The organism is Cohnella fermenti (assembly GCF_004801405.1).
Lineage (GTDB): Bacteria > Bacillota > Bacilli > Paenibacillales > Paenibacillaceae > Cohnella > Cohnella fermenti.
This window is the reverse complement of the sequence record NZ_SSOB01000070.1, coordinates 16749-32460: the sequence shown is the minus strand read 5'-3', so window position 1 is coordinate 32460 and position 15712 is coordinate 16749. Positions and strand designations below refer to the sequence as shown.

At 52.6% G+C, this 15712-nt stretch carries 8 protein-coding genes; 2 read left to right on the top strand and 6 right to left on the bottom strand.

Annotated features, from left to right (window positions below; translation table 11 throughout):
- The first annotated feature begins 558 nt into the window (after nt 1–558).
- Both E6C55_RS31870 and E6C55_RS31865 read left to right on the top strand, forming a co-directional pair.
- On the top strand, nt 559–2340 hold the full coding sequence (locus tag E6C55_RS31870; RefSeq protein ID WP_168735988.1) for a sensor histidine kinase: 1782 nt from the start codon (nt 559–561) through the stop codon (nt 2338–2340).
- Nucleotides 2321–3433, top strand: a complete 1113-nt coding sequence (locus E6C55_RS31865) for a response regulator (RefSeq protein ID WP_136373886.1) — start codon at nt 2321–2323, stop codon at nt 3431–3433. The genes E6C55_RS31870 and E6C55_RS31865 overlap by 20 nt, the downstream gene beginning before the upstream one ends.
- Nucleotides 3434–3482: 49 nt before the next feature.
- Here the strand turns inward: E6C55_RS31865 and E6C55_RS31860 are convergent, their stop codons facing one another.
- From E6C55_RS31860 to E6C55_RS31840, 6 genes are all read right to left on the bottom strand, one after another.
- Nucleotides 3483–6743 (bottom strand): S-layer homology domain-containing protein, encoded by a 3261-nt coding sequence (locus E6C55_RS31860; protein ID WP_136373885.1) that lies wholly within the window; start codon nt 6741–6743, stop codon nt 3483–3485.
- A 222-nt stretch (nt 6744–6965) separates the two neighbouring features.
- The gene (locus E6C55_RS31855) at nt 6966–10010 is read right to left on the bottom strand and encodes a peptidase domain-containing ABC transporter (RefSeq protein ID WP_136373884.1); all 3045 of its coding nucleotides are present in this window, start codon (nt 10008–10010) and stop codon (nt 6966–6968) included.
- Between the two features lie 21 nt (nt 10011–10031).
- On the bottom strand, nt 10032–10802 hold the full coding sequence (locus E6C55_RS31850) for a peptidylprolyl isomerase (RefSeq protein ID WP_136373883.1): 771 nt from the start codon (nt 10800–10802) through the stop codon (nt 10032–10034).
- An 80-nt stretch (nt 10803–10882) separates the two neighbouring features.
- On the bottom strand, nt 10883–11020 hold the full coding sequence (locus E6C55_RS34020; protein ID WP_168735987.1) for a hypothetical protein: 138 nt from the start codon (nt 11018–11020) through the stop codon (nt 10883–10885).
- 194 nt (nt 11021–11214) lie between these two features.
- A complete protein-coding gene (locus E6C55_RS31845) occupies nt 11215–11499 on the bottom strand; it encodes a hypothetical protein (RefSeq protein ID WP_136373882.1) in 285 nt (94 codons plus the stop codon).
- Between the two features lie 107 nt (nt 11500–11606).
- Nucleotides 11607–15584, bottom strand: coding sequence for an AAA domain-containing protein (locus tag E6C55_RS31840; protein WP_136373881.1), 3978 nt, complete (start codon nt 15582–15584; stop codon nt 11607–11609).
- Nucleotides 15585–15712: the final 128 nt, after the last annotated feature.

Genomic DNA, 15712 nt, shown 5'->3' with positions numbered 1-15712 from the left:
GTTCTATCACATTCGCAAGCATGTCACTGATTTCATCAAACAAGTTAATCGTTACCCTCAAAAGGTAATCGATCGATTGTTAACTTGAACCAACTCGAGTAGTAAAGTCTTCAGTTCAATTTATATAGCATGAATTCTACTATACGTTTGAATAATACGCAATGAACTTCCAAAGCAATTCCTCGGTGCGACTGCAGGGAGATTGCAGCCGTCAAAGCTCGACACAAAGGAATGCAGCCCTGCGATGGTCCGCGGCAGCGCCTTGTTCTTCACGAAGAAAAAGCTCACGTTGTCTCGGCGTGAACTCTTCCAGATTCGATAAATTTTATATGGGGTATTGCAAACAACTTATCGATCTCGTTGCCAAGGGCAGAATCAACGTCTGCTGTCTATCTTGCTGCAACAATTTCTTGATGGTTCCGATTCATGCGGGGAATATTTATTATGCTCCGTCCCGGTTTTTGGCAAAAATCAGTATAACAGGCGGCTATGAAAGAACTATAAAAGAATAGTATGATCAATAGAGATGCTTCTCTTTGTAAGGAGATCCTGGCACCCATGAGTGTAACTCTATCCAATGTGATCATGCTCGTTTCCTTTTTTTTGATGATTGCGTTTCTATGCTATGCTTTCCTGTACAGGCAGGAACGAGGAATCCGATACTTCGCCTGGGTGATGGCTTGCCGCGTGATTTATGCCGGAAGTGTGATCATGGAGATCAACAGTGCAAGCTTATCTGCCAAAATACTGTTTCGTAATATGGAACAAACCAGCTTGTTGCTTGTGGTGCCTATGGTCATTTTCTTTGTGCTGGCCTTGTTCGGGAGAGACGAGTATTTACGGCCGTTTCGAATGCTGCAGATCGCTTCGATCTTCGTATTCTGGTCGATTCTTGTATGGACGAACCCGTATCACCACCTGATTTTTGGGAAAATAGAGCTGGACCAGGGGCATCTGGCCGTAAGCAAAACCGTCTACTCGCTTGCGTTTACGCTTATCTGTTATCTGCTTGTTGCCGCTTGCGTCTTCTATTTGTTTGTCTATCTGCGCCGCGTTCGTCCCGAGCTGCGCAAGCCCGGTATGCTGTTGGTATTGTGCGGCTGTATCCCCGCTGCGACGGAGGCTGCCAAGTCCGTTTATCCCGGCTTCGCGCCTTGGCTGCTTCCTATCTCGGTGTATTGCGGATTCGCGGGAATGACCATGCTGTGGATCGTGATCCGTTACCGGATGTTCTCGGTCGTGCCGCTCGCCAGAAACGTGGTGGTGGAGACGATGGAAGAAGGGATACTCATCGTTAATCGAGAAGGAAGCGTTATTGACAGCAATGCGTATGTCGAGCCCTTATTAGCGGGGGCGGGAGTCAGCATGATCAACTTGGTCAGCTCGATTGCGGGACAGCCTATCGACAAGCTGTTGGCCAATTGGCCGGAATGGCTGCGTGCCTGCAAGCGAATGGAGACGAGCGAGCTCGAGATTGCCGCCCGGGTGAACGGAGAAGAGCGGGTCTATTCGGTCAAGGTGTATCCGCTCGCCTCCCGGGGAGGGGCCGGACAAGGAACCGTATCCGTATTGTTCAATATAACCGAGAAGCAGCGGCAGATGGAACAGATCGTTAAGCTTAATCAGCTCAAAGACCATCTGTTCGCGATCGTCTCCCACGACATCCGGAATCCGTTGGCGGTCCAGGCCAGCTTGCTTGAAGTGCTGGAAGCGGATAAAGCGACGTTTCCCCTCAATCATCAAGAAGTGATCGATGCCTTAAGCGGGCAAGTTCAAAATACGTTCGCGATGGTCGAAAATTTGCTCGAATGGTTCCGCAGCCAGAAGGACGGCATGCTGCTGCAGCCGAGACGATTGCGATTGACAGATGTCGTCGAGGAAGTGCTTCATACGCTGCGAATCAAAAGCGAAGCCAAACGAATCGCTATGCATGCGGAGATCGCCAGCGATCTTAACGTTTATGCGGATAGGGAAGCCGTCAATCTGATCGTGCGCAATCTGGTGACGAATGCGATCAAATTCACCGAGCGGGGCGGGACAGTTCTCGTTAGCGCTGAAGCCAATGCTGGGCAGGTGATCGTATCGGTCATCGACAATGGTGTGGGCATAGAGGAAGAACGGGTTCGGGAATTGTTCGATCCGCTGAGATTCGCCGCGTCCACAACGGGCACTGCCGGGGAGAGAGGAACCGGATTGGGCTTGCAGGTCTGCCGACAATTCGTGCGGATGAGCGGCGGACAAATTTGGGTGGAGAGCGTGCCGCGCCGGCAAACGGTGTTTGCCTTCTCGCTTCGCGCGGCAGACTCGGAAAGGAACAGCCATGAAAGTGTTGCTTATTGACGACGAGCAGGCGATGCTGACGGCACTGAGCCAGCTATTGTCGCGAATCGAGAACGTGGTCATCGTCGGGATGGTGCGCAGCCGTGCAGAGGCGGTTGCGTTCGCCGCGCAATATGACGTGGAGCTTGCCTTTATCGATATCAAGATCGCGGAGGACAGCGGACTGGCATTAGCTCTTGAATTGCGGAAGATGAACGCGGATCTGGACATCGTGTTCGTGACCTCCCACAAGGAGTATGCGCTGGATGCCTTTGACGCTTATCCGTTGGATTATATTGTGAAGCCCATCTCCGGGAAAAGGTTGGAAGAAACGATAGCAAGAGCGATGAGAGCGCGGGCGGAGAAGCCCGGTTCCGGCAACGCGGACATGGCGAAGCGATTGTCGGTTGCCGGCCTGGGTGGGTTGCAGATCAGCAGCGAGCAAGGAGAATCGCTGAAGTGGATGTCCCGCAAAAGTCGGGAGCTGTTCGCGTACTTGTTGCTCTGTCGCGGCAATCGCACGGCCAAAGTCCGCATTCTGGAAGATCTGTTCCATGATCGGGAAGAGAAAAATTCGGAGTTGTATCTCAATACTGCGCTGTACCAGCTTCGCAGAACGCTGTCTGCGCATGGAATGAAGGACATCCTTGCCTCCGACCGGGAATATTATCAGATGAGTCTGGCATCCATCAAGGTCGATTTTATCGAATTCGAAGAGCGAACATCCGGGTTCCGCACTATCGATGCCACCAATGCAGAGGCCGCGATAGCCGTCGAGCAAATATATGCAGGCGATTTATTCGAAGACAAACCGTACGAGTGGGCGTTTGCGGAGCGAGAGCGGCTCAGCGATGTCTACGACGCGTTCGCCAAGCGTCTGGTCAATGAGCTGCTAGCCAATAATCAGATTCGCCAGGCCGTTCAGATTGCCAGAAGGTTGGTTCGGCGCAACGAATTGGATGAAGAGGCGAATATGCTGCTTATGCGCGGATTTGCCGCTTTGAAGGACAGGCTCTCCCTCCAATTGCGCTACAAGCAGTATGAAGCGCTGTTGAAGCAAGAACTCGATATTCAGCCTTCGGCGGAGCTGGCCGCGTGGTATAGTCGATTATAGCTAAAAGCAACGCGGGCGCATGTCCCGCGTTGCTTTATTTGCAACACTATCAGTTAGCGTTGCTCTCTTCGGGTTCCCATACTTCCCAGCCGTTGGACAACAAAGAGTAATGGTGAGGCAACGATGCTTCCGCGATGTCGGACGCTGCCCAATACCCTGCGGGGACATCAATGAATCTCGACGTATCCGCGTTCACCGGCTTGCGTTGCAGATAGTTGTTGATGATCGCTGCCGCTTCCGCCCGTGTCACCGGGGCATTCGGCTTAAAGCTTCCATCCTCGTAACCGTCCATGAGTCCGGCGCCGGTTACCCGATCGATAACGTCCTTCGCCCAATGCTCGCCGGTATCCGTGTACACGATCCCCTTGGCGGGCAGCGATGGACTAAGCTTGAATAAGATCTGAGCGAATTCCGCCCGAGTCAGAGCTTGGCTGGCATTGAACTTATTTCCCGGGGTGCCGTTCATAATGCCAAGCTGACGAACATAAGCAATATCTCTGAAGGCCCAATACTTGTCCGCCACATCGGTGTAGGGTTGGGATTGGATGACCGCAGACGGAGACGCGTCGCCTTGCGGCAATATGCGTGCGAGAATAGCCGCCATCTCCGCCCGGGTTATCCCCAGCTCAGGCTTAAACTCCTTATCCGGATATCCGTACAAGTAAGGCGTATGGAATCCCGTCTCCACGACTGCGGCATCTGCGTCGAAATCTGCCCGTACGATGGATTCACCGACATGGATGATGCCGTCGCGGATGTAGCTCGTGTCGCCATGAAGCTCTTCGCGTTTGTCGTTGCGACTATCGTACGTAATGTAGCCGTCCTGCTCGGCCGTGAAATAATAATCGCCCTCTGCGTATACCATCCAGCCGTATTGGCCGCCATCCCTCGTTGTCTGCGGATTGTTGTTCTGGTTGGGCAGCATATCGGGCAGCAGCGGCAACTCCACAACCGTGTCCGGCACTCTGCCTTTGCTCCGGTTCAATTCGGTATCCGCCCAATACAAGGTCATGTGCATACCGTCAATCGACTCGCCGGTGATCGAGTCGGATGCAACACCGAATGGATCGACCAGATCGGACTCCATACTGGCATTCCCGTTGGCATCGACGATAATCGCAGCGGTATTGCCGACAAGCTTCCGGCCGTCGGGCGCAACGATGCTTAACACGACTTTGTATACGCCGGGAGCCAACGAAGTCATGGTAATTGTCCCATCTTGCGCGAATTTAATGCTTGAGCCGGGAATGGTCTTGCCATCCGCCGTTAACAGCTCGCCTTCCAGCTTGACGGAAGAACCCAGCTTGCTGTTCAGTTGAGTGAGCGAGGTGTTGTCCGCATTCTTGATAGCGAGATTTACCGGAATGCTGGCAGGCGCAGTCGTTGGCACTGAAGACACAACCGCCTGTTTGATGTCGCCTTCCGTCAACGTGATTTGCTTGAAGCTTACGATCTTGCCATTCGCGTCCACCTCATACACGCCCACGTACTTGTTCGTCGTTGCGTCCACTCCGCCGATATCCGTTCCCGGCGTGAACGGATTCGTAACGCCTTCTCCCGTTGGTACGGCGTCTCCGACGTTCGGCGTGGACAGCGGGCTGTCAGAGATGCGGATCGCGTACGTGCTGGCGGCAGGCGAATCCACCGTCACCGTGGTCGTGCCGACTGCACTGCCGGGACTTGCTGCTGCAGCATCCAATACCGGCGCGGCAATCGGTGGCTCCTCTTGCTTGATATCCTCTTCCGTCAACGTAATCAGCTTGAAGCTTACGATCTTGCCATTCGCGTCCACCTCATACACGCCCACGTACTTGTTCGTCGTTGCGTCCACTCCGCCGATATCCGTTCCCGGCGTGAACGGATTCGTAACGCCCGCTCCCGTTGGTACGGCGTCTCCGACGTTCGGCGTGGACAGCGGGCTGTCAGAGATGCGGATCGCGTACGTGCTGCCGGCGGCAGGCAAATCCACCGTCACCGTGGTCGTGCCGACTGCACTGCCGGGACTTGCTGCTGCAGCATCCAATACCGGCGCGGCAACCGGAGGCTCCTCTTGCTTAATATCCTCTTCCGTCAACGTAATCAGCTTGAAGCTTACGATCTTGCCGTTCGCGTCCACCTCATACACACCGACGTACTTGTTCGTCGTTGCGTCCACTCCGCCGATATCCGTTCCCGGCGTGAACGGATTCGTAACGCCTTCTCCCGTTGGCGTTGCGTCTCCGACGTTCGGCGTGGACAGGCTGGAAGACGATACCTTCACGGCCCAGTAATTGTTTGTCCCCAATGGGGACGTTATCGTTACTGCCGTCGTCCCCGTAGTCGTACCCGGCGAGGCCGTTGCATTCAGCAACGCTGATGCTTGCGGAGGATAGGAGGTGATATAGGTGCCGTCCGCAGCGAAAACCTTCACCTTATGGTCCGATAAATCGGTCACATATATCTTCCCGTCCTGATCGATCGCCGCAGCCTTCGGAAGCTTAAACATATTGTCGGCGGTTCCGCTCATTCCAGGTGTCCCTAGCGTCAGCAGAGGCGTACCGTCGCTATCGTATATTTTCACAGCATAATCCAACATATCCGTCACATACAGCTTCCCGTTCCGGTCCATTGCCAGTCGACTCGAATTGTCCGTCATGCTATCGATATCGATGGTTTCCACAATACTGTTAGCATTGCTATCCAATATATAAATCCCGCTATTCAAGGTCGTCGTACTGATCTTGGCTCCCGTAATGTACAGTCTTCCATCCGCTCCGATAGCCAGTCCGACCGGGCGACGATTACTCATAAGGCTATAAATATACTTGCTTACCACCGTTCCGTCTACGGGATTAAACATATGGATATAGAAATTTTGAGAAACGACATAAACCTTCCCGTTCCCAATCTTAATATCTTCGACACCGCCATCCGAATTCGGAATAACCCACGTATCCAGATAGGAGCCTGTCTCATCGAAAATTTGAATTCTCTTATTGCCTGCGTCCAGGACGTAAATCCGCTTGTGATCCCCATCCACCTTCTCGACGGCAACGCCCGTAGGATAGTTCAAGGACGAATTGCTGTCTCCGCTTGTTCCCGGCGTCCCCAGCGTCCGAATCAGGTTCCCGTCGGAATCCAGCACAAACACGGCGTTTTTCGTTATGTCCGTAACATACAACATTCCGTCTTCATCTGAGCTTATGCCGTAGGGACTACTAAAGGTGTACGCAGACTCCGCCTGAGCGGCCTGCGGGAACCACCCCATACCGGCAAGAAGCGACGCAATCAGAGTCATCAACAGCACCCGGTTCCATCGTTTAGCGTTCAATTGTGCATCTCCCTCTCGCTGACGCGGCGATTTTATCTTGCCATAATATCCGATAGCACCTTAACAAAACCTAAAAATCGACATGGCAAAGCAGTAGACTGGGTTGTAAAGGTAGGGGAAACGGGAAAAACCCCTCCGGATGAAGAGGGGGCTAGCTGCCACGCAAAAAAACACCATCTCTGCCCTCAGCATCAGTTGGCCTGTGTCGCCCGGTGAAGCCCCTTAACTCAACTGCTGGCTGATCAAGTAATAATAAAGCCCTTTGGCATCGATCAGCTCGGCATGGGAACCGGTCTCCACGACAGCTCCGCGATCCAATACGACAATCCTATCCGCCTTCTGCACCGTGCTGAGACGGTGCGCAATGATCAAGCAAGTGCGGCCCTTCAGCATCAATTCCATGTTCATCTGAATGATTCGCTCCGACTCCGAATCGAGCGCGCTGGTCGCCTCGTCGAAGATCAGAATGCCCGGCTCGCCAAGCAGCGCTCTCGCAATGGCGATTCGCTGCAATTGCCCTCCGGAGAGGCTTAAACCGCCTTCCCCGATCATCGTCTTGAAGCCGAGCGGCAACGCGGCGATAAAATCGTAGGCTCCCGCCAGCTTCGCGGCTGCCTCCACTTCCTCCAGCGTAGCCGACGGGAATCGGATCGCGATATTGTCTTGAATCGTGGCGCGGAATACCCGGTTCTCTTGCTGCACGATTCCGATCTTGCGGCGCAACGAAGCGGCATGAATCTGCCGGATGTCGTGTCCGTCGACTCGAATCGATCCGCTCGAAGGGGCGAATAGCTTGGTCAGCAGATTCGCAAACGTGGATTTGCCGGCCCCGCTCCTTCCGACAAGCGCAACCGTCTGCCCAGGCTCGATCTTAAGATTGATCTGCCGCAAGATGTCGGGACCGTCCTTGCTGTAGCGGAATGAGACGTTGTCGAACTGAATGCTGCCTTTGAGCGCCGCCAATCTCCGCATATTTTGCGGCTCCAGCTCCTCCGGATTCGCTCGGAATACATCGTCGATCCGCTCCATCGAGACCCGCACTTCCATAATATCGTTGAGCATCTGCAGCATTTGGGTAATGGCTTGCGCAACCGTAAAGTAGATGGACAAGAAGGCAACGAATTGCCCCACCGTCAACTGCCCCCGCATGACGAACACAGCGCCCCCGTACAGCACTAAGGCGTTGCCGATCATTTTGATAAAATCCGCGATCGTCTCCGACGCTACCAGCAGTTGAATGGCTTTGATTCGCTGCTTCAGCGAAAGCTGCAGCTTGTCCATCAGCTTCCAGCGGATCGTCGGTTCCGCCGCGAGCGCCTTGACGGTCGAGATCAGCTTGATCGCTTCGACCATCGTCGTCTGCGACTCCGCCTCCGCTTCGAACTGCCTGCGGCTGTTCCGGCGCATCAATGGGGAGAAGAGAAGCACAAGCGCGACATAACAGGGAATGATGGCGAACGCGATCAACGACAGCTTCACATGATAGACGAACATGAGCGTCCCATAAATGACGATTGTCAGGGAGTCAAGCATCAGTTGGACCGCCCCGGTCGTCAGCATTCGGCGAATCTTCTGATTCTCCCCCACCCGGCTTGTCAGATCGCCGATCGTTCGAGCGAGGAAGAACGACAGAGGCAGGCTTAACAAGTGTTTATAGAAATCCCCCAACATCCCGATGTCTATCTTCAGAGCGATTCGCGCCGCAATGAAGTTCCTGAACGAATTGGAGACAATATAACAGAGGGATAGAGCAAGCATACCGACAAGCAACATGCGGAGAAAATCATCCTGTCCAGCAACGAGCACCTTATCCACAATGAGCTGCGTAAAAATCGGAATCATCAGCGCGGTCAATTGGACGAGCAGCGACGTGACCAGAAGCGCTATCAACGCTTTGCGATTCGGAGTCACATAGGCGACAAATCGGGTAACCGGGCTGCGCATTCGCTCGCTTGTTGCCAGTCGATCTGTCGGGGTCAACGTCAAGATCGCCCCGCTCCAGCCCGCCTCGAATTCCGCCCTGCTTTTCCTCTCCAAGCCGTACGCGGGATCGCCGACAATCACATGTTTGTTCGTCACCTCGTATACGACGATGAAGTGTTCACCCTTCCAATGCGCAATCGCGGGCAGCTTCATCCTGGAGAGGGCGCCCAGCTGCGTCGTGAAGCCTTGTGCGGCGAGCCCCAGCGATTCCGCCGTCTCGGTCAAGCCATACAACGTGCTTCCGGACCGCGACATCTCCGTCTGCTCCCGAATCCGGCCAATCGGAATTCGCGAGCCGTAATAGGCCATCACCATGGCGAGACAGGTCGGACCGCAATCCATCTCGTTCTGCTGCAAGCGAATCGGGTACTTGCGCAGACGGAATCGAAGGGGACGTCTCCGATCGACCTCCGCCCAGCGAACCGCTTGGCTGGAATCGGCCGCAAGCTCCCCCATCACATCGTCATCGTTATATTTGGAAGATTCGGATACGTAATGGGAAGCAATGCTCTCGATCGCCGTCCGCAGAGCCGGGTGTTCCACGATCATGGCATCGAAGTCATTCTTGCTTAATCGGAACAGCTCCGCTCTGCTTACGGCTATGACCGTCGCTTTGCGCCTCGCTCCTGTAAGCAAAGCCAGCTCCCCGAAGAAGTCGCCGGGGATAAGCCGGTTGATGACGGAGCCGTCTTCTTCCTTGACGACCTCGCAATGTCCCGAGTGAATGATAAAGAACGCATCCCCCACATCCCCTTCACGTACGATCGAATGCCCCTTTGCCACATGAATTACAGTCATTCGCTCCAGCAGCTTCCGAACCGCTTGATGATCTTCGGTGGACAACAGCGCCGTGCGCCTGAGGAACATCGTGACGGCGCGGGACGACATATAGGTAGCGAGCAATTGTCTGAGCCCGGGATTAAACGCGAACAGCTCGCGAAGCGTATCGATCGGAATGGCCAACAGCAGCACGTCATCCGCCGCGCTATATACGACGGGATTGCCCCGCCGCTCGCCGTCGCCCTCCCACCCGAAGCTGTCCCCGTCCTTCAACAGGCCGAGGCTGCTCTCCGATCCGTCGGAACGTTCGTCGATTATTCGGACCTCTCCCGAGACGATGCCATACAAATATTGCGGGATGTCGTCCTTCTCCTGAATCGTCTGCCCGATCGAGAACCGCAACATCCGTGCATCCTTGGACAACATCATCTTCTCGTTCAGACTAAGTATGCTGCTAAAAGGAATCTGCTCCACATAGCCGATCATCATCTTGTTCGTCTCCATCGCTCGCGGGTCCCCTATAACCTAATCTCGTGTCCACAGCGCCGGCTTGCGCACATTCGCTTCCTTGCACCTTGCGGCGAGCCATTCATCGAAGAGGATTCGTTCGATTCTCGCCCGGGTGTCCCCGTTCAGCTCCGCCGGGCAGATCTCTTCGACCTTGATCACGTAAAATTTCTTATCGATCTCGAGAGGCCCGACTATCGCTTCCGGAGCCGCGCCGAACGCTTGCGCTTCGATCGCCTTCGGCAACTGCGCTCTCTCCTTGCGACCGATGTACCCTCCGGCAAGCCTGGACGACTCGTCGATGGAGTAGGTCCGGACCAGTGTGTAAAATAATTCGCCCTCCAATGCCTTGAACCGCAGTTCGCGTGCAAGCCCTCGTTCGTTCACGACGAGCTGCGAGAGAGTCACCGCCTCGAAGAGGGAGCGATGCTCCGTAAAGTATCGCTCTACCTTGCCGGCCGTCACATGCTTACGGACTCGCTCCGTCAACGCTTGCATCCGGGCGAATTCGGCAAGATCGGCCATCGACAATGCGCGCTCAGCCAGCCAATTGGCCGCCTCGGAAGCTTGATAAAGTCCATTCCCGACTCTCCAGTCGTTGACCGCCTCCTGGATCTCTTCCTGCCCGACCGCAATACCGTTCTCCTCCGCGAATGAGGCGACGAGCGCATGCGCAACGTAATCGTCAATCGCACCGAAGCTCCCTCGCAAGACGGCGGAACGCAGAATGGCCGCCAATGAATAGCTCCGTTCATCCACTTGAAGAGCCGCGACTTGATCGAGTGACATCGTGTTTACTCCTTTAGGAAGTCCTATATAAAAACGCGGGAGTCGCTCCCGCGCCGTTCTTGCGTATGTTGAAGCTTGCGTTAGATGAATCTTCCTCCAGCCACGTTCTTCGCTTCTTCCTCGGTCAGCTTCTTCGGCAAGTCGTCCAGCTTGATCGTTTGAGCCTCGTTCGCCTCCACGGATTCCTTGGTCGCGTCCGTCTTCTTCTGCTCCGCCATGTCCGTCACCTCCTTACCTTCAGTTTAGCGGGGCCGAATAAAAGAATAATAAAAGAAAAGTGCGATCCCTGCGGAAAAACCGCGTAAGACCAAGGCTTCTCGGGTTTGGGCGGACGGGCAAAAAATTTCGCGCAAACGCAAAAAGCCCGAGCGCTGAATACGTTCGAGCTTCCTTGCTTGCGAGTGCTTAACGATTACTCCCCATGCTCCTTGGTCGCCGCTTCGAGCATAGCGTTCCAATTGGCGAAATCCGTCTCTCTTGCCACATGCCGATCGAACAGCTCGTCAGGAATGTTCCGAATATCTTCCCGTGTCTCCACTTGGAAATTCCCCTTCGTCAGAAACTCCGCGAAGCTGTCGAGCTTAGAATGCTTCCTCATAAACGCCTCATTAAACAGCTTCGCCAACGGAACAAAGTTAGGATCTTCCTGGGCGGTCTTCTGCCCTTGCAATTCCTTCAGCAGTTCATCGAAAGGCATCGGTTTGTTCCTTCTCAAACAATCACTCCTAGTCGCTTGCTCTCATGATTTCCTTCTTATCCTATCCTAACACAGTTTTTACTGAAGGGATATTCGATCAAGTGTTGTTACAGCTCAAATCTCGTTTTAACATACTCGATTGTCTGCCTGTTTGTAATCAAATAGCTGATCTCCTCTCTGGCCAGCTTGCCATGATTGGATAGCCAGTTGTGCGAGCCGATGAACAGAATCTTATCGTCGACTAACAATACTTTAGTATGAAGCGGCGGCATATAGACCAGGTTGGAGTCTAAGCGGTTATACAGCTCTTTGAGCGCTATTTTGATGGCTTCCTTGTTCTTAAAGCTGTAGTTGTCTCTCTCGACGATCTTGTCGATCTCTTGAAGAGTCAGCCTGGAGCTGTTATAGCCGATCCGTACTTTAATATCGACTTTCCGAGCCATTGCCATACTTAACAGGGAGAAGAACTTCTCATCCATGACATTACTATTCACCCATGGAGAAACAATACCAAGCGAGCTTCGGCAGTATTCCATCGCTTTCAACATCAGCTCATGGTGCCGTCTGGGATTCAAGAGCACATTGGCATGAAGAAGATCGTTCATATAACCGATGAACCTGGCGTCCACACCACCCAAATTGTGTTTTTCCTCATAAACCGCATATGCCTCTTGCCGTTTCTCCGAATACTCTGGATTCTCATATTCCTCGTTGTACAGACTGTAGAGGGCCCCAAGCTTCTGAAGGATAAGGATCGCTTTCTCCACATAATTCCCGCTTGCCAGTCCCGCCTCGATATTGCCCACCCAGATGAACTGTTCCTTGGCTCTGGAGAATGCGACATTGAGTAAATTCGGTTTATTGCCTATGACATAGGAGAGGCCCTTGTTCTTCGGATGAACCCCATCGATGACTGAACTAAAGAGGATAAATCTCTTCTCTTTCCCTTGAAAAACATGAACCGTTCCCACGTCAACGCCCGCGATAGCCGCAGCGAGTTGCTTCGCTTGGGAAGAAAAGGGAGTAATGATCCCGATGTCTTGAAGCACTTCCTTCCCGTATCTCTCAACGAGCAGACTCACCACTTTTTTGCAGGCAGCGATCTCCGCATTGTTGTGATGCGAGCTCTTCTCCTTCACGCCGCGAATATCAAAAGCTACTACATTGGCGCCGAAGAGCTTGTTCGGATCGTCCTCTTTTTTTAGAACCAACATGTCCTCATACACATGGAAGTTGGAGAACCGCATAATGCTGGCCTCGCAACGACGATGTTCGGTGAGAATAATTCCCTTCTTCTTTGTTCCCATGAACTCATAGAACTCGCTGCCGCGGTCAGCATACTCCTGGGCACTGTTCTGCAGAACACAGATGCGGTCATGAAGTTCTTTCTGAACATCGCTTTCTTCAATCAGGTTCAAAGTAAACGGACGCACCGGCTCGAGTTGCTCGGGATCGCCTACAATAACCGCCTTCTGCGATCGATATAACGGGGCGCACAGGTAATGAGGCATAATTTGCCCCGCTTCATCCACGAACAACGTGTCTATTACGCTGTGGAGAGGTTGGAACAACTGCTCCGAGAACGAGTGCAGGGTTGTAGTCGCCACCGGGAAGCACAGGAAGAACGACTCCCAGATGGCGCGTATGCCTTTCTGATACTGATCTAACCTTTTGCCGTTCTCACTGTAAAAAGCTTTAAACCACCTCTGTCCCTCCCCTACTTTGTCCAGGTTATGCGCAATTTCCGTACGGTACTTGATCACGTACTGTTCATTCACAGCAAGAGCCTGCTCGAATAGTTGTTTTCTCAACCGGACAATGACGGGGGCGTTGGCCAGATCGTAATAAGAGCTTGCGGTCAGCGACTCCTCAATTTGCAGCATTCTCTTTAACACAGCTTCTCGTTCTTGCAGCTCCTGCAATTGATGCAAGCTTTGCTGAAGCTCTGCCCGGCTGCTGATCAGTATCTGCAGTTCATGGTCAATCTGTTGAAGTTGTTCGAGGACGGAAAACAGGTCTGTCCGGTACTGGGAGTGCGACTCGTTATCCTCTTGTAGTCGAATCCGTATATTATGGATCTCTTGGTTGAGCCTCTCGATACGAATCTCCTGAATGTAAGCCAATGTCGGATTGTCCTTCTTAAATCGTCTGCGCTCAGGCAGGAACTGAAGCAGGTTCTGAGGGAACCTCTTCCACTTCACGAACAATTCCTTGTCCACATACGCCTGACGCAGCATTACTTCACCGCTCTGCAGCTCTGACTCCGACTGAGGAATCAGCTTCTCCAGCTTGACAATCTCCCCCTCTATTTGCTGCCTTTTCAGAGTTAACTCTTCTTGGATAAGTGTCTGAGGATTAATGCTGCCATCCAAGAGCTCGATCTCCCTCTCCCGTCCTGCTATGGCAACGGGAATGTCTCTCTGATCCCCCAAATCTCCTCTCCCCAGGCACAGTCGAAGCTGCTCCCAGAACAAATTTATTTGTTGATGAATCTCGTCCAGACTCGATAACGAGGCGGCAAACGAATTCCGCACCTCCGTATTCTGCAGAGCTTCCACATCTGCATGCCGCAGCCCCTTCACGATTCCATCGAACTTCCGGTTCCGAAACTCGGTCATATTCTCCTTTTTCCCTAACCGAGCGCAGAAGACTCCTTGTTTAATCCCATCCATCGCCGATCGTGCATCATTCATAAAACCTGCCGGATTCGAACCTTCATCCTCCAGGCCGATTATAAACTCTTCCTCTTCATCCTCTTCTACAGCCGCAATATTATCTTCGCTCTCTATCGTTGAGGCTTCTTCCAATTTATTGCTGTCGGCCAGGGCTAACACGGCATTCAAGAATTGGACCTCATCCATCAACTCGATCCCGATGTTGTCTACCGCTTTATTATTCGTGCTCGTAATGACCATGGAGTAAGGATTTTTCCCCGCAAGAGGAGATTGATAATATGACCGGATCGTCCCTTTATCCTCAAGCTTCCAAGGTTGGTCCCACACCTCTAGCAACAAACAGGCTTTCCTGACCATCGAATCCGCAATGATTTCCTTAATCAATGTTGTCTTGCCCGTACCTGGGGGGCCGTTCACTGCAAGTAAAGCGGCATGAGGGAAGGACTGCATAATTCTCCACTGCTTGGGATTAACCGGATAATCGGCCGTATAACTCCCAAGATGATGACCTGTCCCTTGCGTTTCTAATGAATAGTCAACAGCTTGTTTGGTGCCGAAAAGATATTGATCCAGCAGCGTGGATGGGGATTGTGCGTGTCTCGACAACAGACGCTCAAGTTCCCTGCGGAAAATAGACTCCTGCACTTCATTCAAATTTTCTATGGTTACGAACAGCCGCCTGGACATTAACCAACCGCGATACTTTTGAAAATCCAGCAGACTTGAATGCTTCCAATCCAGAATCTCCTCGCGCAGGCCCTGATCAATCAGCTCGATAATCAGCGGAAGACGCGCGGACTCGATACTGTCGATTTTGGTGCACAGATTTTTGTAGATTTCAGTGGCAATCATCCGTATGTCTTCAACCGGACATTCGAATGCTTCCGCTAGAATAATCTCAAGACTGGCCCGATTCATGACAAAAGAATCAACTTGCAGCTCGTTGTCCATCAACCTGCACTTGCAAGTGAGAACCGGCCTGATGATCCTCTCTTTCTTGGTAAGACGTTGATCATTCATTAACAAAGGATAGCAGATCGTAAACGCTTCCTGAGACAGCAATTGCTCGACAAATATCTTTACATTGTCACGATTGTCAGGAAACTGGAAAGGCAGTTGGGCAATAAACTCTTCGACGCCCAGGTCTCTGGACAGCACCTTGTCAATCCGCAGCCCCCACTCGCCTTGCACCTCATTCGGAGCTTTCTTAATGTCCGGGTAGCTTAACAACTTCTGGAGAATGGCACTCTTCTGTTTGTGAGCCAATGTGTCTGTCATGACATTCAAGTTGTTGAAGGCTGACTCCGGGAGATGGTCTCCATCTATGGAGGGCAGAGACGAATTCAGGAACCTGGAGTAATCCTCATACCGAATAAAATATTGCAGCACATTCTTTAACTCAGTGGACATACCCAGCCCCCCGTAAATTCCTTCCAGCCTTCTTATTCCGAAATATTGTAAATTATATCAAAAGAGTATTCTCTTGAGTAGTAAAAATAAGTGCAAAAAAGAAGACCAGAGCGACGGCTCCGATCCTC

Coding starts and splice junctions, on each gene's coding strand:
- E6C55_RS34020 (WP_168735987.1), bottom strand. CDS start 11,020: ATGGCGGAGCAGAAGAAGACGGACGCGACCAAGGAATCCGTGGAGGCG.
- E6C55_RS31840 (WP_136373881.1), bottom strand. CDS start 15,584: ATGTCCACTGAGTTAAAGAATGTGCTGCAATATTTTATTCGGTATGAG.
- E6C55_RS31855 (WP_136373884.1), bottom strand. CDS start 10,010: ATGGAGACGAACAAGATGATGATCGGCTATGTGGAGCAGATTCCTTTT.
- E6C55_RS31870 (WP_168735988.1), top strand. CDS start 559: ATGAGTGTAACTCTATCCAATGTGATCATGCTCGTTTCCTTTTTTTTG.
- E6C55_RS31850 (WP_136373883.1), bottom strand. CDS start 10,802: ATGTCACTCGATCAAGTCGCGGCTCTTCAAGTGGATGAACGGAGCTAT.
- E6C55_RS31865 (WP_136373886.1), top strand. CDS start 2,321: ATGAAAGTGTTGCTTATTGACGACGAGCAGGCGATGCTGACGGCACTG.
- E6C55_RS31845 (WP_136373882.1), bottom strand. CDS start 11,499: ATGCCTTTCGATGAACTGCTGAAGGAATTGCAAGGGCAGAAGACCGCC.